20 protein-coding genes and 1 pseudogene are annotated in these 21,450 nt (G+C 70.6%); 9 read left to right on the plus strand and 12 right to left on the minus strand.

The window, feature by feature from the left end; translation table 11 throughout:
• Positions 1-48: 48 nt before the first annotated feature.
• Complete coding sequence (locus HS104_35275) at positions 49-1,395, plus strand: thioredoxin family protein (GenBank protein MBE7485217.1); 1,347 nt, start codon at positions 49-51, stop codon at positions 1,393-1,395.
• Between the two features lie 45 nt (positions 1,396-1,440).
• Here HS104_35275 and HS104_35280 read toward each other — a convergent pair whose 3' ends face one another.
• The 8 genes from HS104_35280 to HS104_35315 form a co-directional block, all read right to left on the minus strand.
• Entirely contained in the window at positions 1,441-2,352 is a 912-nt protein-coding gene (locus HS104_35280; GenBank protein MBE7485218.1) for a hypothetical protein, read from the minus strand.
• Positions 2,343-4,247 carry a DUF4339 domain-containing protein gene (locus HS104_35285; GenBank protein ID MBE7485219.1) on the minus strand — a complete coding sequence of 635 codons (1,905 nt, stop codon included), beginning with the start codon at positions 4,245-4,247 and terminating at the stop codon, positions 2,343-2,345. The genes HS104_35280 and HS104_35285 overlap by 10 nt, the downstream gene beginning before the upstream one ends.
• Positions 4,248-4,334: 87 nt before the next feature.
• On the minus strand, positions 4,335-4,973 hold the full coding sequence (locus HS104_35290) for a ComF family protein (GenBank protein MBE7485220.1): 639 nt from the start codon (positions 4,971-4,973) through the stop codon (positions 4,335-4,337).
• 33 nt (positions 4,974-5,006) lie between these two features.
• Positions 5,007-5,636: a hypothetical protein gene (locus HS104_35295; GenBank protein ID MBE7485221.1), complete on the minus strand. Its 630-nt coding sequence runs from the start codon at positions 5,634-5,636 to the stop codon at positions 5,007-5,009.
• Positions 5,637-5,641: 5 nt separating this feature from the next.
• On the minus strand, positions 5,642-6,040 hold the full coding sequence (locus HS104_35300; GenBank protein ID MBE7485222.1) for a (deoxy)nucleoside triphosphate pyrophosphohydrolase: 399 nt from the start codon (positions 6,038-6,040) through the stop codon (positions 5,642-5,644).
• A 22-nt stretch (positions 6,041-6,062) separates the two neighbouring features.
• Positions 6,063-7,130, minus strand: coding sequence for an FHA domain-containing protein (locus HS104_35305; protein ID MBE7485223.1), 1,068 nt, complete (start codon positions 7,128-7,130; stop codon positions 6,063-6,065).
• 146 nt (positions 7,131-7,276) lie between these two features.
• Entirely contained in the window at positions 7,277-7,882 is a 606-nt protein-coding gene (gene ruvA, locus HS104_35310; protein MBE7485224.1) for a Holliday junction branch migration protein RuvA, read from the minus strand.
• A gap of 6 nt (positions 7,883-7,888) precedes the next feature.
• A complete protein-coding gene (locus HS104_35315) occupies positions 7,889-8,446 on the minus strand; it encodes a hypothetical protein (GenBank protein ID MBE7485225.1) in 558 nt (185 codons plus the stop codon).
• Positions 8,447-8,529: 83 nt separating this feature from the next.
• Between HS104_35315 and HS104_35320 the strand changes: the two genes are divergently transcribed.
• Positions 8,530-8,766, plus strand: a complete 237-nt coding sequence (locus HS104_35320; protein MBE7485226.1) for a hypothetical protein — start codon at positions 8,530-8,532, stop codon at positions 8,764-8,766.
• Positions 8,767-8,769: 3 nt separating this feature from the next.
• Here the strand turns inward: HS104_35320 and HS104_35325 are convergent, their stop codons facing one another.
• Positions 8,770-9,627, minus strand: coding sequence for a hypothetical protein (locus HS104_35325; protein ID MBE7485227.1), 858 nt, complete (start codon positions 9,625-9,627; stop codon positions 8,770-8,772).
• A gap of 151 nt (positions 9,628-9,778) precedes the next feature.
• Between HS104_35325 and HS104_35330 the strand changes: the two genes are divergently transcribed.
• The 4 genes from HS104_35330 to HS104_35345 are packed head-to-tail and all read left to right on the plus strand — an operon-like array spanning position 9,779 to position 15,430.
• Positions 9,779-11,455, plus strand: a complete 1,677-nt coding sequence (locus HS104_35330) for a PEGA domain-containing protein (protein MBE7485228.1) — start codon at positions 9,779-9,781, stop codon at positions 11,453-11,455.
• On the plus strand, positions 11,455-12,783 hold the full coding sequence (locus HS104_35335; GenBank protein ID MBE7485229.1) for an FG-GAP repeat protein: 1,329 nt from the start codon (positions 11,455-11,457) through the stop codon (positions 12,781-12,783). The genes HS104_35330 and HS104_35335 overlap by 1 nt, the downstream gene beginning before the upstream one ends.
• Before the next feature lie 23 nt (positions 12,784-12,806).
• Positions 12,807-14,243, plus strand: a complete 1,437-nt coding sequence (locus HS104_35340; GenBank protein ID MBE7485230.1) for a sigma-54-dependent Fis family transcriptional regulator — start codon at positions 12,807-12,809, stop codon at positions 14,241-14,243.
• Positions 14,240-15,430, plus strand: a complete 1,191-nt coding sequence (locus HS104_35345) for a formylglycine-generating enzyme family protein (GenBank protein ID MBE7485231.1) — start codon at positions 14,240-14,242, stop codon at positions 15,428-15,430. Before HS104_35340 ends, HS104_35345 begins: the two co-directional genes overlap by 4 nt.
• Positions 15,431-15,624: 194 nt before the next feature.
• Here HS104_35345 and HS104_35350 read toward each other — a convergent pair.
• Together HS104_35350 and HS104_35355 are read right to left on the minus strand one after the other, a co-directional pair.
• A pseudogene (locus HS104_35350) lies at positions 15,625-15,729 on the minus strand (peptidoglycan endopeptidase).
• A gap of 57 nt (positions 15,730-15,786) precedes the next feature.
• Complete coding sequence (locus HS104_35355; GenBank protein ID MBE7485232.1) at positions 15,787-15,975, minus strand: hypothetical protein; 189 nt, start codon at positions 15,973-15,975, stop codon at positions 15,787-15,789.
• A 43-nt stretch (positions 15,976-16,018) separates the two neighbouring features.
• Here HS104_35355 and HS104_35360 point away from each other — a divergent pair, with 43 nt between their 5' ends.
• Positions 16,019-17,395, plus strand: coding sequence for a PE-PGRS family protein (locus HS104_35360; protein MBE7485233.1), 1,377 nt, complete (start codon positions 16,019-16,021; stop codon positions 17,393-17,395).
• Between the two features lie 7 nt (positions 17,396-17,402).
• On the opposite strand, the gene HS104_35365 is transcribed toward HS104_35360, so the two are convergent.
• Positions 17,403-17,828, minus strand: coding sequence for a hypothetical protein (locus HS104_35365; GenBank protein ID MBE7485234.1), 426 nt, complete (start codon positions 17,826-17,828; stop codon positions 17,403-17,405).
• 63 nt (positions 17,829-17,891) lie between these two features.
• Between HS104_35365 and HS104_35370 the strand changes: the two genes are divergently transcribed.
• Positions 17,892-19,052: a hypothetical protein gene (locus tag HS104_35370; protein ID MBE7485235.1), complete on the plus strand. Its 1,161-nt coding sequence runs from the start codon at positions 17,892-17,894 to the stop codon at positions 19,050-19,052.
• A 58-nt stretch (positions 19,053-19,110) separates the two neighbouring features.
• Positions 19,111-21,450: a serine/threonine protein kinase gene (locus HS104_35375; protein MBE7485236.1), complete on the plus strand. Its 2,340-nt coding sequence runs from the start codon at positions 19,111-19,113 to the stop codon at positions 21,448-21,450.

The following is a 21,450-nucleotide window of genomic DNA, read 5'->3' on the forward strand; positions in this document are numbered from 1 at the left end:
CCCGGCCTCCACACCGGGCGTGCTCGGCACTAGACTAGGCGAAGCTCGATGCCGCGCGTCCGCTGGACACCGTTCTCAATCGTGCTGCTCGCGCTGACGGCCTGGTCCGTCGGCGCCGAAGCGGCGGAGAATGCCTGCACCGTCGTGGGAGCGGCGGTCGACGCCGGCGGCGGTGACGCCTTCACCCGAGCGCTCTCGAAGGGGCCTGGCTACGCCGCGCTGGCCGCGCTGGTCGGAGGGCTACTGGTCAGCCTCACGCCCTGCGTCTACCCGATGATCGCCGTGACGGTCAGCGTGTTCGGCGCGCGGGAGGCGCGCAGCCGGGCGCAAGGTGTCCTGCTCTCGCTGGCCTTCGTGCTGGGCATCGTGGCCATGTTCGTGCCGCTCGGGCTGGTCGCGGGCCTGACCGGCGGCATGTTCGGCGCGGTGCTGCAGAGCAAGTGGGTCATCGTCGGCATCAGCGTGCTCTTCCTGGCCATGGCGGCCAGCATGTTCGGCGCGTTCGAGTTCACGCTGCCTTCTTCTCTCACCAACAAGCTGGCGACGGTCGGCGGCATCGGCATGAAGGGCGCGTTCGTGCTCGGGCTGGTCTGCGGGGTGATCGCCGCCCCGTGCACCGGTCCCGTGCTCACCGGCATCCTGACCTGGATCGCGAAGACGCAGAGCGCCGGCCTCGGTGCGCTGGCCATGGCCGCCTTCGCCCTCGGCCTCGGCGCGCCGTTCTTCCTCGTCGGTGCCTTCGCGGTTCAGCTGCCGAAGAGCGGACGCTGGATGGTGCACGTGAAGTCGCTCCTGGGCGTCGTGCTGGTCGTGGTCGCGCTCTGGTTCCTGGCCTCGGCGTTCCCCGCCATGACCCGGCTGGTGGTCCCAAGCTCGACCTTCCTCGCGGTCGCGGCGGGCGCCGTGCTCTTGGGCCTTCTGCTCGGGGCGGTGCACCGCTCGTTCGAGGAGCCCGGCGCTGCGGCGAAGGCGCGCAAGGGCCTGGGCATTCTGCTGACCACGTTGGGAGCCTTCGCGTTCATCGCCGGGCTCTCCAAGCCCTCTCGCACGTTGGCCTGGGAAGAGCTCAGCGTGGCGGATGCGCGTGCCAAGGCGGCGACGGAGAAGCGGCCGCTCCTGCTGGACTTCACCGCGGCCTGGTGCGGTGCCTGCAAGGAGCTGGACAAGCACACCTTCAGCGAGGAGAGCGTGGCGCAAGAAGCTGGGCGATTCGTCGCCGTCAAGGTCGACGCGACCGACGACGAAGATCCGGTGGTCGCCGCCACCATGAAGGAGCACAAAGTCGTGGGCCTGCCGACCGTGCTCGTCTACGACTCCAGGGGAGCCGAGGCGGTGCGCTGCACCGACTTCGTCGCGGCGAAGCCGTTCCTCGAAGCCATCAAGAGCGTGAACTGAACCGGGTCCGGAGCTCGGCTGCCCGAGCCCCGAACACGCGGTGATTCAGGGCTCGAAATCGCTCGGAGGCTTGGGCTTGTCGGGCGGAGGCGCCGGCGGCTTCTCGGCCGGGGGCTTCTTTTCGCCGCCCTTCTTCTCGCCGCCCTTCTTTTCGGGCTTGTCGGGCTCGGGCTCGGGGGGCGGCGGCTCGGCGGGGGGCGGCGGCGCGTCGAACTGCCCGGTGTCGGTCTGCGCGGCGTCGGAGATCTTCTTCGCGGTCGACTTGGCGGCGTCGGCCACCTCGTCGGCACGAGCCTGCATCAGCGGGATGAGCTTCTTGGCGTCGTCGAGGTTCTTGCGGACCTCCGCCTTCTTCTTCGGCCCGCCCTTGCGGAAGGCCGTGTCCACGGCCTGCTCCAGGGCCAGGATCTGTCCGTTCGCCTGCTCGAGCGCCTTACGCGCCTTCTTCATGCGCACGTGCAGCTTGGCCGCGCTCTTGGCGGCGGCCTCCATCGCATCGACGAGTGCCTTGTCGTCGCCCTCGAGGTCCTTGCCCTTCACGCTGATCTTCGCGCTCGGGTCGTCGTCGTCGTCGAGGCCCTCGAGCTCCATCTTGACCCCGGTGCCGGCCGCGGCGAGCTCTTCCAAACGCTTGCCGAGCTTCTTGCCGAGCATGGTGGCGGAGGTGCCCTCGTCGAGCTTGGCCTTGGAAGCCAGGGTCGCGCGGATCTCCTTCTCGGAGGCCGGGGCCTTCGCGAGGTCGATCTGCATGTCGTAGAGGTTCGTGAAGAACTCGTCGAAGGTCGGATCGCCGCTCTGGTACCGCTGCCCTTGCGAGACCGCGGAGGGACCGGGGCTCCCCAGGATTCCGCAGCCGGTCGTGGCAGCGACGCTCGTCGCGGCGATCGGCAAGATGCAGGTGGAAAGGCAGAGGGTGATGGCGCCGCTCCGGCGCTGGATTCGATTTCTCAGGGACATGTGAGCGTGGCTCCCCAAAGCTCGTGGGTCTTGCCCTTCAGCACCAAGAAGAGTGAGAGGGCCTTTTCTCCCCGGACCATTACTACGCCTTGGCCCGCGTTGGCTTCTTCGGGTGACAGGGTAATGGGGTCTCCCACCGGAACCAGGTCAAAACCCAGGGTTTGGATGCGGACCTGGCGCCTCCCGGCGGCCCCTTCGGTCCACTGGAGCAGCCAGCGGCCGTTGCTCAGGCCCTCCACCGCCGGCGAGATGGCGTCGGCGCCCAGGCCCCCCGGGGGAGTGGCGAAGCTCTGCGCGCTCTTGGGCGTGGCCCCGGCAGGGGCGGTCCCCACCTGGAGCGTCCAGTAGGAATTGTCCGTCGGGCGACCCGCGAAGGAGACCAGGGTACCGCGCTCGTTGGCGGCGATGCTCGGGGTGCCGACCTGGGGCTTGGAGCTCACCTCGGTCAGCTCGCTCTTCTTCTCACCGGCGTCGTCGATGAGCCCGACCACGATCGATCCCCCCAGCCCGCCGCGGCGCGCCGTCACCGCGAAACCTCCCCCGGGCAGCGCGACAGGGCGCGGATCGGTCACCTTGTCGCTGGGGCTCGCCCAGATCGTGGCCGGCTCCCCGGAGGCTGCCCGGCGCGCGAGCCCCGCGTCGCTCCAGCCCAGGGTGAGCTTGCCCTTGCCGTCGAGGGTGCGCGGCGACCGGAAGCCGCGATCCTCCTGGTCCACCACGAACGCGAGGTCGCCCTGCATAGCGAGCGGAACGACGCTCGCTATGCCGCGCTCCGTCTTCTGGCGAAACGGTCGCTCGACCGCCAAGCTGGTGGGGTCCACGGTCATGCCTTCGGCCTCACGCTCGGACGCGGCGTAGCCCACGGCGAATTTTGCCCCGCCGGCGACTGCCGCCGTCACCGGCACGACGGACGGCAAGACCGAAGGCGCCAGGCGCGCCGCGCTCTTGTCGAGCTTGCACGGCAAAATGCGACCGCTGCCCTGCGCTCCGGCAGCCGACGAGCCGCTCGCAGCGGGGTTCGCCTCGTCCTTCGAGGAGCGGAGCAGCAGCGCGACGACGCCGACCACTCCGATGAGCCCGAGCCCGCCCACCGCGAGGGATGCCAGCAGCAGAACCGGGCTCTTCTTTGCGGCTGGCTGCACGACGGGGGGGCCCGGTGTCGCGTACGCCGTGGGCAACATGCGCCCTGGGCTCGGCATCGCGCCCGCGCGCATCTCAGCGTCGAGGTCGTCGCTCCAAGAGGGCAACGGCGCCAGAGCCCGCGGGTTGGTGGGCACCTCCGCCGAGATCGGAGCTGGCTCTTCGCTGTGCTTCACCTGGATCACCGGGGCCACCGGCGCGGCCACGATCGGCGTCGGTGCGGCGGGTTCGGCGGCGGGCAGCGGCGCCGCCGGGACTCCGCGCGGTGGTGGCGGTACCGCACCTGGGGGTCGCAGCGTCGCGGTGGACGAGAGCTGCGCTCCTTCGACCAGCGTCGGTTGCGCCGGGCGGGGAGCCGGCGGTGGGGGAGGCGGTGGAGGTGCGCCCGCGCCCACCAGCCCGGGTGGAGCCACGGGCACGCGCGCGGCGGGCTTCATGCTCTTGCCCATGAGCTTCGCGGCCGCCTCGCGGGTCTGGTACGCTTGATAGCGATCGACTGGCGGCGGGGGAGGGTCGGTGAGGAGCGGGTCCGAGCCCGGGTCCACCGCCTTCTCGAGCTTGTCCTTGGGGAGGATGTTCGCGAGCTCGGCGACCTGGCAGGCGGGAAGCCACTGCTTCCAGCCGCCGCGCCATACCAGCGTGTAGTGCGGTAGCGTGGCGGTCGAGAGTGACGACAAGAGCTCCCACTCGTCCACGATGCTGACCACGCCGTCGGCGTCGGCCCAGTGCCAGCTCTCCGCCTCGTCCTCGCTCACTGAGAGCGGTTTCCCATTTTCCGCACCGTGCAGCAATTCCGTAGCGTCCGCCGTGCTCTCGGCCTGGGAATTCAGGCGATCCGGCGCTCAGCGCGACGCGAGCGCGATGCACGCGACGGCGACCACGCGTGCGCCTGCGGCTCTGAGCGCCTCGAGGCAGGCAACCGCGGTGGCGCCGGTGGTGATCACGTCGTCGACCAGCACGACGGGCCTTCCGCCGAGCCGTTCGCCGGAGCTCGGCGCGAAGGCCCCGACCACGTTCTCACGCCGCTTGCTCTCATCGAGGCGGGCCTGCTGCAGCGTCGGGCGGACGCGACAGAGCGCGCGTGCGCTCGAACGTCTCCCCGCAGACCGGGCGAGCGCTCCCGCCAGGAGGGCAGCTTGATCGTAGCCCCGCTCCGCCAGTCGCGAGCGGTGGAGCGGCACCGGCACGAACAGGGTGCCCGGCTCCCGGCTGGCGTGCTTCAAAGCGTCGAGCCCGATCAAGGATGCCAGCGGCTCCGCCAGGTCAGGGCGGGCCTCGTACTTGAAGCGCTGAATGGCACGGCTGAGTGGTGCACGGTAGGTGGCGGCCGCGAGCACCGGCGCCCCCGAGAGCACCCGGGCCCCGGGGGGCTCGAGCAGCCCGCGACACTCTGGGCAGAGCCCGCGCGTCGATGACTCCCCACAGGCCGCGCAGTCACGCGGGGCGATCAGATCCAGGAGCGCGGACAGGAGCGGCCACACGCCACCTCATCGGGCAGGCAACCGCCGAGTTGCTCAGAACCTGCCGTTCACTCCGAGCCAGGCGCCGCGGACTGCCGCCCGCGAGTTGGACCTCACGTCCTCGAGCTTCGTGCTGCCCGCCATGCTCATGGCCAGGCCGCCACCGAAGCAGACCGCGCCCGCCGCGTACATCGGGATCAGCACGCTGGCCTTGTCGAGCTTGCTGGGCGCTTGCGACCCCGAGACCAGGATCGCCGTGGCGCCGACGATGCCCAGGACGCCGACTGCCATCAACAACGTGCCGGTCGTGCCGAGGCCCTCGGAGCCGGTCCTCACCTTGAGTCGGCGCGGCTCGCTGCGCATCTCGAAGAGCATGCTCTCGTTCGAGATCTCCACGCCCTCGACCTCGATGCGGTAGCTGCCCGGCGGCAGCTGAAATCCGAGCGGCGTCTTGCCGAGCTTCACGAAGTCGCTGTCCGCGGGGGCGGCGGTCGCGGTCGGCCCGAGGCGCGCCACGAACACGTTGACCGGCTTACCCTCGCTCGTGACCTCCACGCTCGCGCCCGGCCCGAAGGGCGCGAGGGCGGCGCCTGCAGGCGCGCTCGGCCCGGGCGGGGGCGCAGCGACGGGCACCTGTGCCCACGCCGGCGTGAGCCAGCCGAGGCAGGCCGAGAGCGCGAGCAACGTCCTCAGCCGAGGCCGAGGAGCTTGTTCATCGAGAGCTCGTCCGCAGGCGTGAACGGATACTGGTCGAAGTCGCCGCTCGTCACCCACTTGAACGAGTGTACGTTGAGCTCCTTCGGTTCGCCAGCGGCGATCCGGCACTCGTACAGGTAGAGGTCCACCGTGTAGTGCTCGTATGGGTGGCTCACGAAGCTGATGAGCTGACCGGGCTGCACCTCGACGCCGAGGCGGTGCTTGACCTCTCGCCGCAGCGCATCGGCGTCCGTCTCCCCGTCCTCGACGCGCCCACCCGGGAACTCCCAGAGCAGCGGTAACACCGCGGTCGGCCGGCGCTGGGTGATCAGGTAGTTCCCGTCTCGTTCGATGACGGCAGCCACCACGCGGATCGTGCGAGGACCGGACATTCTTCGTCTGCTCCGGTCCGGATCAGAAGTCGACGCGGAACAGCTGCTGCCCCATCAGCAGGATGTCGCCGCGCTGCACCTGTTGCTCGTGGCCCAGGCGCACGAACGTGCCGTTCGAGCTGCCCACGTCGGTCAGGTACATCTTGCCGTCCGCGCCGCGCGCGATGCGACAGTGCAGGCCAGAGACGTAACCGTCCTCCGAGAACAGGATGTCGCCGCGCTCGCGGCCGAGGTGCACTCCGCGCTCCGGGATGGGGAAGGCGTTACCGGACGTGTCGCGGCCGATCACCAGGGAAAGGCGGCCAATGTAGCCCTTCGCCGGGCTGCCGAAGCGTTCCACGCCGTCCGGGGAGGGCGCGGCGGGCTTGAGCTCCTCGAGCCGCACGATCTCCTGCCCGATGCGGAAGATGTCGTTGTAGGCGAGGGCCCAGGGCTCGTTCGGCTTGATCTTCAGGTACACGCCGTTCAGCGAGTTCTCGTCCTTCACGAACAGCTGGTTGTTGCGGCGCGTGAACGTCGCGTGGCGCGGCGAGAGGTAGCTGTCGCCAGCGAAGATGGAGCCGGTGTCCCGCCCGCAGGTGACCGTCGGGGCGTCGGGCAGCTTGTAGGTACCGGCCTCGGTGCCGTCGGCACGCAGCGCGGTGAACACGACGCTCGGGCCGCCACCGGCAGCGGCCGCGGGCGCAGCCGCTGCTGCCGCAGGAGCGGGCACCGAACCGCTGAGCGCGCCGACATTGTAGCCGCACGACGCGCAGAAGCGGTTGTTCGGCGGGTTCTTGTGGCCGCACTGCGGGCAGGTGACGATGTCTCCCGCTGCGGCAGGCGCAGGAGCAGGAGTCGCCGCCGGAGTGACCGGCACGGCCACGGGGACGGGCGCTGGGGCCGGCGCAGGCGCGGCTGCCGACCGCGGCGCGGGCGCGGCTGCCGGAGTCGGCGTGGCGGCGCGCGGCGCTTGCGCCGCGACACCATGCGGCGGCGTCTGCGGCGAAAACGGCTTGGGCGCCGCGCCGCGTGGCAGCTCGGCACCACAACCGAGGCAGAACTTGTAGTGGTCCTGGTTTTCCTTGCTGCACTTCGGACAGGTGATCACTGAGGAGCTCCCCGGGGCGTTCGCGATGCCGGTACCGCGCCGCGTCTTTGCTGGTAACTGCGCGATTATCCACGCCCATCGGTAGGGGTCAAGGATCGTGGTCCGGCAGGGCGCAGGGGGCGACCAGCGCGCAAAAACCGGCCGGATCAGGGGGTCAGGTGGGCGAGCGCCTCGCGCAGCAGATCGGCCAGGGGGTGCTTTCCGACCCGGTCGCCGAGCGCGCGAACGGCGCGGTCGGCCTCGGCAGAGCGGTAGCCCATGTTGGTCAGCGCGAACGTCAGCTTGCGCGCGTCGTCGTCGCCAGCGGCCGCGCGTGGCGCCGGGCCCGGCGCCGCCCCGCCGACCTTCGGTAGCTTCTCGCGCAGCTCGAGCACCAGTCGCTCGGCCGTCTTCTTGCCGATCCCGGGCACGCGCGAGAGGCGTCCCAGGTCCTCGGCCTCCACGGCTCGCGACAGCTCCTCGATGGGCAGCGCGCTCAGCACCCCGAGCGCGGTTTTGGGTCCGACGTTCGGCACGCCGATCAAGAGCCGAAACACCCGCCTCTCCTGCTCGCTCGGGAAGCCGAACAGGTTCAGCGAGTCCTCGCGCACGTGGGTGTGGATGAACAGCACCACGTGGTCGGGGCCGTTCGACTCGGCCCGGCCGCGCGCCCCAACCGGCGTGGTCACCTCGTAACCCACCCCGGCGACGTCGATCACGAGCTCGCCGCTCGCGTCGTCGTGCGCCACTACTCCAGACAGCCTTCCGATCATCGCTCCTCAGTCGATCTTCGCGCCCTGCGCGATCCAGCGCCGGACGACGTCACGATCTTCGGCGCAGAGCACGCCACTGCCCTGCGGCATGCTGTCTCCGCAGGGCTCGCCCGACTTCGCCTTGGGCTGCGCCGTGCAGGCGAGACCCGCGGCGTTGTGGCAGCCATCCATCTTGAGCATCAGGAAGCTCTGGCTCGGATCGGCGGGCTCCACCAGGTCCATCGCAGGAGCGGTCTTGGACGGTACGTTGGCGATGCCGTCGATGACCTGCTGGTACAGGGCGACGTCGATGACCGTGGTCGTGTCGCTCTTCTTCGGCCCCAAGTACAGGCCGGCTGCGCTCGATGATTGTGAGCCGTGGCACACGCTCGACAACCCGCACGAGCGCCGGAAGAGCGGGAACACGTCGTTCGCGAAGCTGACGGAAGGGGTGGCCAGATCGAGACCGGCGTAGTCGATGGGGCAGCTGGGCGCTTCGCACGCGGCGGTTGCTTCGTCGTCGCCGCCGCAGGAGACGGCTGCGATCGAGCACCCGAACAGCGCTGCGAGCAGCTTCGGTGTCATCGTCCGCCCGAAAGCTAGAGCCTTTGGGCGCTCCCGGCCACCCGAACCTAGGCGGCCGCGCGGTGGCGTGCTACGAGGCGCGCGTGTTGCGCTTCGGCATCGGCGTGTTGGCGCTCTCTGCGCTGCTCTCCCTCGGGTCCTGCGGAGGCTCGTCGAGCGAGACGCCGTTTCCCCTCGAGCCCGACCTGTCGCGGCTCGACGGCGGCCCGACCGGGCAGGCGCGCTACATCGTGTATTCCGGCGACAAGCAGCGGTCGCCCGAGGGCGAGGGGACGCCCCAACCAGAAGAGCCGGACGAGCCCCCGCCGCCCGCCAAGTGAGCGTCAGAACGTGCCGCTCACGGCCAGGCCGGTGAAACCCCGTCCGACAACCGGGTCGACCCGGGGCAGAAGGCGGCGTTTGGGCGCGAGCGCGGTGTTCGCTTCCCCGCCCTTGGGCTTCGAGAGGAAGTACCAGACGAGCCCGCCCGCTGCGATGGCGACGCCGCCGACGGTGACCACACCCCATGTGGTCTGGCGACTGCGCGCGTCGTTGCCTTCTTCCACCAACTTGGGCGGGCAGTTGCTGCGACCGCCGCACTTGTCCTCGATGTCGCTGACGTCCCCGGCCGCGCCCAGATAGAGCACGCCGCCGATGATGGCGATCACGCCGCCGGCGCCCGCGACGATCAGCGGAGTCAGCGGACGCTTGCCCCCGGTGTCCGGCTCCGGTGTCGAAGCCGGCTGACCATCGGGTTTCTGAGCCGTGGGACCCGTGCCGGGTCCAGGACCAGCCGTGGGGTTGTTCGCCTCCTGGGCGATCTTCTCGTTCAGGCCTTCGATGCGGCGCGCGATCTGGTCGCGCTGCGGCGAGCTCGGCTGCCGCGCCAGGTAGGTCTCCAGCGCCACGATGGCGTGCCGCTTCTGGTTGTTCAGCTCGTACGCCCGGGCCAGGTTGAGCAGCAGCGCGTGGGCGGTGCAGTCCCGGCGGTACGCATCGTCCCAGTACGAGATGGCGCGGTTGTAGTCGCCCTCCTCGAACGAGGCCTGCCCCGCTTGGAACGCGCCCTTCGCACCGGCCACGTCGCCCTCCGTCGGCGTCTTCTCGCAGGGCGGGATCGGCTTGGGGGCGTCTTCGGCACGCGCCAAGCCGGGTGTGAGCCCGACGGCAGCAGCCAGGAGGAGGTGGCGGGGAGCGCGCATGGCGGTCAGAGGTCTGGTCGATAGCATAGTGGCAGCCCGGGCCAGACCTCAATCTTCGTGAGGCCCTCGTCCCGAAACCCACCGACCGCCGTCACCCGAGCGTGACCCAGAGGCTTGTGCCGCGCCCGCATCCGGGGTCAAGTTTGCCGCCGTGGGACGGGTCGAGCCGAGAGTACTGGGTTGGGCGAGCGCGCTCCTGCTGCTCCTGGGGCTCCTCGTCCTGGCGCCGGAAGGGGCGCGAGCCCAGGCTGGAAAGGCCGTTTCCGCGCGCAAGCTGGAGCTGATCCGGGAGCGCATGGAGAAGGGGCAGGCGCTGTTCGTCGCCGGCGACTACGCGAGCGCCGCCAAGGTGTTCGAGGCGGGGCACGCCGAGCAGCCTTACGCCGCGTTCTTGTTCAACGCCGGCGTCTGCTACCAGAAGCTCGGTCAGATCGACCCGGCTCTGCAGAAGTTTCGCGACTACCTCGCGGCCGATCCCAACGCACCGGACGCGGCAAAGGTGAGGGGGCGCATCGCCGCCCTCGAGGCCTCGAAGGGCATCGCCCCGACCCCGACCCCGGAGACGGACGCGGGAGTGGAGGACGGGGGCGACGAGGGCGGCAGCGACGCGGCACCGCCCGCCCCCCAGCCGCCGCCGACCCTGACGCCGGACACGGCGGAGTCGATGAAGTCGCTGGCTCTGATCGAGACCGAGCCGCCCGGCGCCCTGATCAAGCTCTACGCCCGCTCGACGGAGTCGGCCCCTCCGTACAAGCTCGGCGCGCAGAATCCGGGTTGGCAGGAGATCACCAGCGCGCGCTCTCCAGCGAACCTGACGCTCGAGGTGGGCAGCTACCACGTCGTGGTCGAACCCTACCTCGACTTCAAGGCCTGCGACGCCGCCGTCGAGGTCAAGCGCGCGAAGGTGTTCCACTTCCGAGCCAACCTCTCGCAGGGCGAGTTCATGAGCTTCCTGCGCGTGTCGGCCAACGTGCTCGGCGGCTACGTGTTCATCGACGACGACCGGCGCGCGCGGCCGCCTTGGGGAACCACTCCGCACGGCGAGCTCGTCTCCAGCGGGACGCACTCGCTGTTGGTCGAGGCCCCCGGCTTCGAGCCCTACCACCAGAAGCTCGAGCTCGGCCGAGGGGAGCAGAAGGAGCTCGAGGTCAAGCTCGTGCGGGTCGGCTACGGCTACGTGCGGATCGACGGCAACGCCCCCGAGCTGAAGGTCTCGTTCGACGAGAAACCGGCGGGGGTCTGGCGCTCCGGCGAGGCGCCGCTCGCGGTGAAAGCCGACGCCGGTCAGCACAAGCTCACCATCAAGGCCAGCGGCTACAAGACCTACGAGGAAGTCGTCACGGTGCCCGCGGGGCAGGTGCTGCCGCTGCACGCGGACATGATCCAGAAGTACCCCCGCGGCGCGGCCTGGACGCAGGCGGTGATCGGCGCCGTGTTCCTGGGCGCGGGCGTGTTTCTGGGGATCCAATCCGACAACCTCCACGAGGAGCTGGAGAACGATCGCAAGGCCGGCGTTCTGGAGCAGGAGGACGAGCGGGTCAGCCGTGGACGCATCTTCGCGATCGGGGCGAACGCGGGCTTCGCCATCGGCGGCATCCTGGGTGCCTTCGCCACCTACAACTTCATCAAGGACCCGCTGCCGGAGTCCCGCGCCGTGAAGGACCAGCCGGTGGAGTTCAACGACCCGCGCAAGCAACGTCCCACGGCGAAGCTCCGGGCGCCGACCCGCGTGGCCGTGCCACAGCCGCGGTCGCGCCCGCGCCAGGCGCCGTTCTCGATTGGGCTCTCGCCGGGTCCCGCGGGGCTGTCGCTCGGAGGGCGTTTCTGATGTCCCGTGTGGCGATGGTGCTGGCGGTTGCCGTGGCCTCGGGCGTGGCCGCTTGTTCTTGGGCGCGCTTCGACGACGTGAGCGACAACGCCCCGGTCCTGCTCTTCACGAAGCCCAGCAACGTCAGCTACGGGTTCGGCTCCAGCGTCGCCAGCGGCGAGGTGGACGGGTTCTATCGCGTCTACGTCGGCGCCTCGCCAGGCCGCACCGGCGGCGCGGAGTTCGAGCTCGGACCCGGGCAAGGCGCCAGCGCCGACGCCGTCCGCAGCGGCCACTGCGGGCTCGGCTGCACGCTGGCCAAGAGCGCCGCGCCGCTCCGGCGAGCCACGCTCGAGGCCAAGGAGCACACGCTCTGCTTCGCCGAAGGGCTCGGCACGGGCGGCGGCCAGAAGCCCCTCGGGATCCAGATCCAGTGCGCCGGCGAGCCCGCCTACCTGAGCACGAACGAGCTGCCGGCCGGCTCGCAGCTGACCGCGGAGTCGGCCAAGTACCTCTCCCTCGCGGCGCCCGCGGTTGACTTCCCCATCTTGCTCGCGGGCACGCCGGCTCATCAGGTCGACGTGGGCGGCACGCTCGTGGACCAGCCCGCCGCGGCGTGGTTCTACGCGTCGCAGTCGCAGACCCCCGTGGTGCTCGATCCCGGGTCCGGCGCCCAAGGGACGTTCGGCTCCGCGCTCGCGGTGGTGAGCATGGGCGGCGCCCAGTGGCTCGCAGTCGGGGAGCCCGGCCAGGGTCGCGTCTACCTGTTCGACTCGAGCGGCGCGCTCGCAGGCTGCTTGGCCCCCAACATTGCTGGCTTCGGCCGCACGCTCGCGGCGGGGCGGGTGGACAAGGACGCCGATCAGGAGCTCCTGGTCGCTTCGGACGCCAAGGTGCACGTGCTGAGCGGCGCCGTGCTCGCGAGCTCGGCGCCCGCTGGCTGCGGCGCGCTGCCGGCGGGGGCGGAGATCGTGGCGCTCTCGTGCCGCACCACCTCCGACCTCGATGGTTGCGGGAGCAGTCAGTTCGGCGCCGCGTTGGCGGTGGCGGACTTCGACCGTGACGACGACGGCGAGGTGCTGGTGGGTGCGCCCGGGATGGGCGTTCGCGATGCCAGCCAGGGTGGAGCCGTGTTCGTGTTCGACGTCGAGCCCGAGCACCCCGACTGGATGCTGGAGGCGCGCTTCGTCTCCAGCGCAGAGTCCGGTGATCGGCTCGGCACCGCCATCGGCGTGGTGCGCCAGCCGGACCGGGACGTGTTCGTCGCCGGCGCGCCCGGCAACGGCAAAGCGGCGCTGTTCTTCTGTTCGAAGCTACTCCAGGGCGCTCGCGGCGCCCGCTGCGACTGAACGTACGGCCGGAGGCTTTCGTCATGATGCTGCCCGAGCGCAAACAGATCCTGGTCGTGGACGACGAGCCCAACTTGAGACGCGTGCTCTCGGCGCAGCTCGCGCGGGACGGCTACGACGTGCACACCGCCGACGACGGCGAGCAGGCGCTGGCATTGCTCGCGGAGAACCACATCGACCTGGTGATCACCGATCTGCGCATGCCGAAGATGGACGGCATGGAGCTGTTGCGCCGTGCAGTCGCCCTCGACGGCGAGTTGCCCGTGGTGATGATCACGGCGCACGGCACCGTGGACAACGCGGTCGAGGCGCTGAAGACCGGGGCCTTCGACTACATCACCAAGCCCTTCGATCAGTCCGAGGTCCGGACCATCGTCAAGAAGGCGCTGCGCACCCGAGACCTGTCCTCCACCGAGGTCACGGCCAGCTCCGAGGCGCATCCGCCGGCCGGTGCCCGCTACGGCATCATCGGCCAGAGCGCCGGGATCCAGGAGCTGTATGCCGTGCTCGAGCGGGTGGCCGACACGCCGACGACGGTGCTCGTCTCCGGCGAGAGCGGGACGGGCAAGGAGCTGGTGGCGCGGGCGCTGCACGAGAACTCCTCGCGCCGCGACAAGCCCTTCATCAAGGTCAACTGCGCCGCCATTCCCCGCGACCTGATGGAGAGCGAGCTGTTCGGCTACGAGCGCGGCGCCTTCACCGGCGCGGTGGGTAGCAAGCCTGGCCGCTTCGAGCTGGCGACGGGCGGCACGCTGTTCCTGGACGAGATCGGCAACATTCCCATCGAGATGCAGGTCAAGCTCTTGCGCGCGCTGCAAGAGCACGAGTTCGAGCGCGTCGGCGGCATCAAGACCATCCGCGTGGACGTGCGCTTGGTCGCGGCCACCAACAGCGATCTGAAGAAGGAGATCGCCGCGGGGGCTTTCCGGGAGGACCTGTACTACCGCTTGAACGTGGTCTCGATCCGCTTGCCGCCGCTGCGCGAGCGCCGCGAGGACATTTCGGCCCTGGTGGGCCACTTCGTGGAGAAGTTCAACGCCCGGCTGAAGAAGAGCGTGAAGGGGCTCGACGCGGAGGCGGAGCAGCTCCTGCTCGCTTACCCCTGGCCTGGCAACATCCGCGAGCTCGAGAACCTGGTGGAGCGCGCGGTGCTGTTCTGTGATCGCAGTCACATCTCCGTGGCGGATCTGCCGCCGGAGGTGCAGCGCGGCGAGGCGCCGCGGGCGTCGACCCCTTCGGAGCCGCCGCCGGCGCTGGAGGCCTCGCCGACCGACGGGCTGAAGGAGCAAGTGAAGGCCGCGATGAGCCGGCTCGAGCGCGAGCTGATCTTGAAGGCGCTCGACCAGACTCACAACAACGTGACCCACGCCGCGCGCCTGCTCAAGATTTCGCGCAAAGGCCTGCAGCTCAAGATGAAGGAGCTCGGACTGCGCGAGAAGGACGAGAGCCGCGACCCATGAGCCGGGCGTTCGCTGGGAGCGAACGCGTGGGGCTCTGGCTGGCGCTCGGGCTGTCCTGCCTCGGGTGCAAAGGCAAGGGCGAGGGCGGCCCGGAGCCGACTTCGAGCGCCGCACCCAGCGGGTCGCTCGGGCCGCCGCCCGCGCCACCGCCGCCGAAGAAGGGCATGGTGTGGGTCCACGGCGGGGCGCTCGTCGCGGGCACGCCACCCGACGCCTACCCGCGCCTCGCGGACGAAGAGATGCCGGGCGAGCAGCTGATCTTGCACGGCTTCTACATGGACGTGTTCCCGTTCCCGAACGAGGAGGGCGCCATCCCGCGCACCAACGTCACCCACGCCGAGGCAGCGGCGCTGTGCGAGGAGAAGGACAAGCGCCTGTGCAGCGAGCTCGAGTGGGAACGCGCGTGCAAGGGGCCGAGCAACTTCACCTACGAGTACGGCAACGCGCACAAGCCCGAGCGCTGCGGGACCGGGAGCCCGTCGGCGATGCGCCCCACCGGCTTCCTGGTCGGCTGCAAGAGTGAGTTCGGCGTGCGCGACATGCACGGCGGAGTGTGGGAGTGGACGGACAGCCCTTGGGGCCGCGGCTCGGAGCGCGCGTTGATCTCGCTGCGCGGCGGCAACGCTCCGCAGGGCGAGCTGGTCGGGCGTTGCGCGAACGCCATCGGACGCTCGGCGGAGACCCGCGCGGCGAACATCGGCTTCCGCTGCTGCGCCGGCCCGAAGAACGAGTCCGAGGTGGTGCTCAACGTCGTGCGCGGTGACAAGCTCGACCCCCGAATCTCGCCCGACAAGGAGCTCGCGGCAGCGGCGCTCGCGCTCTTGCCCGAGGAGGCCAAGAAGGACATCGGCGACCAGAAGGGCTTTCGCTTCGAGCGCGAGTGGATCTGGCGGCCGATCGGCAACGAGGAGCTGCGGGTGCTGAGCGGCTGCTCGGGCCTGGCGGTGAAGCCGGCGTGCGGCATCCTGCTCTTGCGTTCGACGCTGACGGCGCCGAAGGTGCTCGCGTGGGTGTCGAGCGGGCACTGGGCGCCGATGCTGCACATGGACACCGATCCGCGGGACATTTGGCTGTTCGGCGGGGACGAGCTCGGGCAGTTCCGCCGCCAGGTGGGCTATGTGTGGGGGCACGTGAGCGTGGGGCCGAAGGAGCGCAAAGTGCCGCGCCCCAAGAAGAAGAAGAAGTAGGGAAACGTGCGCGCCTGACGCGCCGTGCCAGCCCCCCGACCGGCTCCTGTTGAGAAGCGGCCGAGGCGAGTGCAGAATTGTCGCATCATGAAGGGTCGACTCGCTCTTGGCTTGGCGGTGCTGCTCGGCACCAGCCTCGTGACGCTCACGTTCGCGGGCTGCGCCGGAGGTGACGAAGCGTCCTCCGCCAGCGGTGGCGGCGGCGGCACCGGCGCAAAGGATGCCGGTACCGGCGCCACGGGTGGCAGCGGTGGAGGCAGCGGTGGCTCCGGCGCGAGCGGAGGCAGCGGTGGCTCCGGCGGTGGCGGCGGCACGGGCGGAGCAGCAGGCGCAGCGGGCGCGGCCGGCGGCGGCGGTCAGGGCGGCACCGACGGCGGCAGCGACGGCAGCGCCGGCACCGGCGGTGACGACGGCGGCACGGACGCGGGGCCTTGCGCGACCGGATGTCCGTCGGGGTACAAGGACATCGACAACAACCCCCTCACCGGCACCTGCGGCTGCGAGTACCAGTGCCCGAAGTGGCCCGCGGACACGGTCGATCCCATCGACGCGAACTTCAGCGACGACAACTGCGACGGCGGCGACGGCATGGTCGAGCAGTGCGTCTACGTATCGGGCGCCAACGGCAACGACACCACCGGCTCTGGCACTCGCGACAACCCGATGAAGACCATCACCGCGGCGATCGCCAAGGCCAAGGCCAACCCGGTGCCGGCGGTCTGCCTCTCCGGCGACACGTACAACGAGGCCGTGACCGTCGAGAGCGGCATCAGCGTGTACGGCGGCTTCGACGAATACGACGCGAACTTCAAGTTCCGCCGCTCGGCCTCCGCGACCACCATCGTGCAGGCCCAAGGCACCGTGTTCCAGGCGCCCAAGATCGACGTGGACACGCACATCGAGGGCATGACCATCAAGGCGCAGACGCCCTCCGGCAACGGCGCCAGCACCTACGGCGTGCGACTCGTGGACGGCAACGGCAAGCTGTACGTGCGCTTCAACGACATCCAGGCCGGTCCCGGCACCACGGGCTCGCTCGGCGCGGACGGCGTAGCGCCTTCGAGCTCCACGGCACCTGGCGGCATCGTCGGCTCCGCCGGTGGCGAGAAGTGCGGCAGCTGCGGCGGCGGTGGCCCGGCTCCGACCTGCGCCGAGCCCGGCGGCAAGGGCGGCGACGGCGGCGGCGAAGGCCTGTACGGCGTGAAGGGCGACGACGGCGCGAACGGAGGCGGCACGGGTGGGCCCGGCGCGTCGCCCAACGGCTGCCTTCCCGCGCTGTCCGATCCCGGGAACCCCGGTGGGGCGGGGCAGAAGGGCGCGAACGGCTCGCCGGGTCAGGCGGGCCAGGGCGGCGCGAACCTGGGCAGCGCCGTCGGCGGTGCCTACGTACCGCGCGCGGGCCTCGCCGGTCAGAACGGCACCAACGGCAAGGGCGGCGGCGGCGGCGGCGGCGGCGGCGGCGGCTCCGGCGGCGGGCTGTGCTTCGGCTATTGGGACAAGGGTGGCGGCGGTGGCTCCGGCGGCTGCGGCGGCCTGGGCGGCAACGGCGGCAAGGGCGGCGGCGGCGGCGGCGGTAGCTTCGGCGTGTTCGCGGCGTCCGGCGCCAACATCATCGTGACCAACAACACCATCACCACCGCCAAGGGCGGCAACGGCGGCAAGGGCGGCGACGCTGGTGCGTGGCAGAGCGGCGGCGGCCCCGGCGGCGGCGGCAACAACAGCGACGACAGCGGCTCCGGCGGTCCCGGCGGATCGGGTGGCAACGGCGGCGCCGGCGCGCCCGGTGGCGGCGGTGGCGGCGGCCCGAGCGCGTGCCTGGGCTACAGCAGCGCGCTGGTCGCGCACACGTTCAGTCAGAACTCCTGCACCACGGGTCTGCCGGGCTCCGGCGGCCCGGGCGGCAGCGGCGGCAACCCCGGTAGCGACGGCAGCGCCGGTCCCAAGGTGCAGGTCCCGACGAACTGAGGTGGGCTCAGGGCTCGGCGCACAGGCCGTCGATGCGCGCGACCAGGGTCTTGTCGCGCCGAGCCAGATTACCCATCTCGCGGCGCAGACGCGACGCCGCGATGGGATCCTGCTTCTCCATGGCGTCCGCCAGCGTCCGCAGCGAGCGGGCGGTTTCGTCGAACGCGAGCGAGTATTCCTTGAGCGTCCTTCCGAGCGCGTCATCGCCCTTCGAGTGCGCTTCGACGTCCCGCGCCAGGCGCTCGTAGCGGCCGGCCAGCTCTCGGTGACTCGCCGGCGTCGCGCCTCCGGCGTCGTGGGCTGCCGCGATCTCGCCGAGCGCGCCGTTCACCCGAACCGCCAGGCGCCGGCATTCGCCCACGCGACGGAAGTAGCCACAGCCCGACAGGAGCGAGAGCGCGAGGAGCGCGGTCACGGCGAAGCGGGCGAGCATCTGGCCCGGAAGTACTCGTACTTTCCCTGGCTGTCACCTGTCTCGGGTTAAGCTTCGCGCGCGATGCCGCGAATGTCTCTCGTAGCCTTCGCCACTTTGTTTGGGCTCCTGGCCTGCGAGGAGCGCCCGCCGACCCCGGGCCGACCGGACGAGCCGCCGCGTCCTCCCAAGCTCGATCTGGACGCGGCGCTCGGGGAAGTGGCCGATGCCGGCGACTTCGACGCCTCCGCCGAGGCGAAGAGGCTCGTGGCCGAGCTCCGGAGCGCCAAGCTCGACGTGGCACCGCGCCGCGTGCCGACCCAGCGCTTGGCCTTCGGCAAGGATCGCCTGGCCCAGCTCACGGACTCCGAGCTCGTGATCCGCGACACCAAGGACATGAAGGAGGTCGGCCGCTTGCCGGTGACCGGGCCGCGTCGCGTGGCCGCGCTCTCCGATGGCAGCCTGCTGGTCGCGGGGCAGAGCGACGTCTGGCACGTGCCGAAGGACCCCAAGAAGGCGCAGCGTTACTCGCGCTTGCCACTGTTCCCGGACTCGCTGCTCCTCGGCGATCGCCGGGACAAGAAGAAGCTGTGGGTCCATCACGGCATCGACCCCACGCTGTACCCGTACGAGCTCGGGGAGGCGGGGCGGCTCGAGACCCTCGACTTCATCGAGCTCGAAGCGGCCGACCAGAAAGCGTTCGCGCTGCTCAAGGACGGCTCCTACGTGTTCACCGCCAGAGACAAGCTCGTGCGCTTCTTCCCGGGTGGGAAGCGCTGGTCCTTGGCGCTGCCGGCGGGCGCCGAGATCTGGCGCATCTCGACCACGCGGCGTCTGGACGAGCTCTGGCTCGTGCGCAGCGACGGCAAGCTCGAGCTCGCGCAGCTCGGCGAAGGCGCCTTGAGCGTGAAGAAGACGCTGGAGCTGCCAGGGACCTTCGACGTCGCGAGCAGCGACACCGAGATCGCGCTGCTCCGGCTCGAGACCAGCACCAGCGCCGCGCCCGGTGACGCCGCGCTGCCGCCGCGTTCGTGGAAGCTCTTGGTGCTCGACGCGGACGGCAAGGAGCAGATGTCCACTGAATTGCCACTGGATCCCGCCACCGCGACCGAAGACTGGGTGCGCGAAGTGACCAAGAACCGCGCCGTGGTCCTGTCACCTTCCGGTAGCCTGGTCGCCGTCGGCGGGCCGAGCTGGCTGGGCGTTTGGAGTTACAAGGACAAGCGGCAGGTTCTGGCTCCTTGAGCGTCGGCTTCGCGAATCATCCGGTGTGGTCTAGGATCGGCGCTCTTCCTCCGCACAGATGACGAGCCCTCCCGACGACCGGCCCACGGCCTTGGATTCGCCCCTCGGGGGCGTGCTCCCCGAGGCCGAGGGCGAGCTCTCCGACGACTTGGTCGGAGTGACGCTGCAGAATACCTACCGGCTGGAGCGCGTCATTGGCGAGGGAGGGATGGGCCGGGTGTACGAGGCGCACCACACGCGCATCGCGGGTAAGCGCTTCGCCGTGAAGGTGATCCGCGCCGAGATGGCGGGCAGCCCCGAGGTGCGCGCGCGCTTCCATCGCGAGGCCGACGCCGCGGCCAGCATCTCTCACCCGAACGTGGTGGCGGTTCAGGATTTCGGCTACGCCGAAGACGGTCGCCCCTACCTGGTCTGCGAGTACCTCGAGGGGAAGAACCTCGGGGACGTGATCAAGGAGCGGGGCATGCTGCCGCTCGAGCTCGCCGCGCACCTGGCGCGCAAGGTGGCCCAGGGCGTCGCGGCGGCGCACGCCCAAGGCGTCATTCACCGCGATCTGAAGCCCGACAACGTCCACCTGATCGGCTCGCCCGAGCGCCCGGAGGTGAAGGTGCTCGACTTCGGGCTGTCGCGCTTCATCGAGGCCTCCGGCAACAGCGTGACTCGCACTGGAATCGCCATGGGCACGCCCTCGTTCATGGCGCCGGAGCAGGCCCGCGGGGAGCGCGTCGATCAGCGCGCGGACGTCTACGGCGTGGGCGCCATTATCTACAACTGCCTGACTGGAAGGCCGCCTTTCGCCGAGGAGTCGGTGCAACAGACGATGCTGGCCGTGATGACCGGCGAGCCGACGCGACCACGGCTCGTCAATCCGGATATACCGGAGGAGCTCGAGCTGGTGGTCCAACGCGCCATGGCCAGCGACCCGGCAGAGCGCTACCAGACCATGGAGGAGCTCGAGGTCGCGCTCTCGCACTTCGACGCGCCGCGCGGCGAGGAGCCGAACCGCCCGCCGCGTCGCCAGCTCTTGTCGCGCACCGGCTCGCTCACCGAAGACTCGGACGTGGGCTCGGCGCGCCCTCAGGTCCTGCTCCTGGCGGTGCTCGGTCTGCTCGCGGGGTTGCTCGGCCTCATAACCACCGTGCACGGCCTGCCGGAGCTGCTGGGTCGTCGCGCGCTGTCCGCGTCCGAGTTCTGGCTGGTGCTCGCAGTGGTGGTCGGGACGCTGCTCACGCCGGGAGTGCTCACCGCGCGCTGGTTTTGGCGCCGCTACTGGAACAACAGCGTCAAGATGCTGGAGCTGCTGCCGCGGCTGCGCGGGCCCGTGGTCGGCGCGATCGCCTCTTACGGCCTCGTGGTGCTCCTGGGGCGAACCGCCGACGCCGTGGCTCAACACGCCTGGGGTAGCGGCGCGTTCAGTTACTCCGGGTGGGCAGGCTTCGGCCCGATCTTGAGCGCCATCGGCGTGGTCGCAGCGGCCAGCATCGTGCTGCGCCGCCGGCTCTTGGAGAGCGCGACCGGGAGCTTCGGCCGCGTGCTTGCCGGTCCGGTGCTCACGACCGCCGCCATCGTGGTCTCGCTGGGCCTCTTGCACCTGGGGCAGAGGGCGCGCGCGAAGCTCCCTGCCCCGGCTCCCGTCCCGAGCGCGGAGGTCGGCAAGCCGCCGGAGCCCGAGACAAAACCCGCCGAGAAAGCGCCGGCCTCGGCGGCTTCTGCGCCCGTGGAGGCGGTGCAGGGCGGCTCGATTCGGGGTCCCCGGGCGCCCGCGGAGGAGGTGCGGGCCGCGGCCGAGCGCGGCGTAGACGCCTTGCTCCCGCTCCGCGAACGCTACCCCGACGATCCCGCCGTCCTCGAGCCGCTCGTGCTCGCGTTGGGCGGCTCGACCGAGGGCCTGCCGCGCGCGATGGGCGAGCTCGATCAGCTGTTCCGCGTCGCGCCCGAGAGAGTAGCGGACAAGACGTTGGGCGCGTTGGTGGTGAAGGCAGCGCTCTCGCCAGGGGAGGCCTCGACGCGGGCGCTCGACGTGATGGGGCAGCGCATGGGCACGCTCGGCGCCGACATGCTCTTCGATCTGATGGTGACCAGCGTGCCGTTGCGCCAAGCGGCGCGCGAGCGCTTGGACGATCCGAAGGTCAAGCAGCAGTTCACTCCCGCGCTGGCCATCGCCTTCGAGCTCCGGACCGCGAAGACCTGCGAAGACCGCCTGCCGCTGCTCGAACGCGCCAAGCAACACGGCGACGCACGCTCGGTCTCCGTCCTGATTGGCCTCGGCTCCGGCGCCAAGCGCGGCTGCGGGCCGAAGAAGAACAAGCCCTGCCCGCCGGCCTGCGTCGCCGAGGCCGCGCGCTTCAAGGACGCAGCGCTCAACTTGCAGGCCAAGCTCAACGCAAAGAAGCGTTGA

The organism is Polyangiaceae bacterium, assembly GCA_015075635.1.
GTDB lineage: Bacteria > Myxococcota_A > Polyangia > Polyangiales > Polyangiaceae > JADJKB01.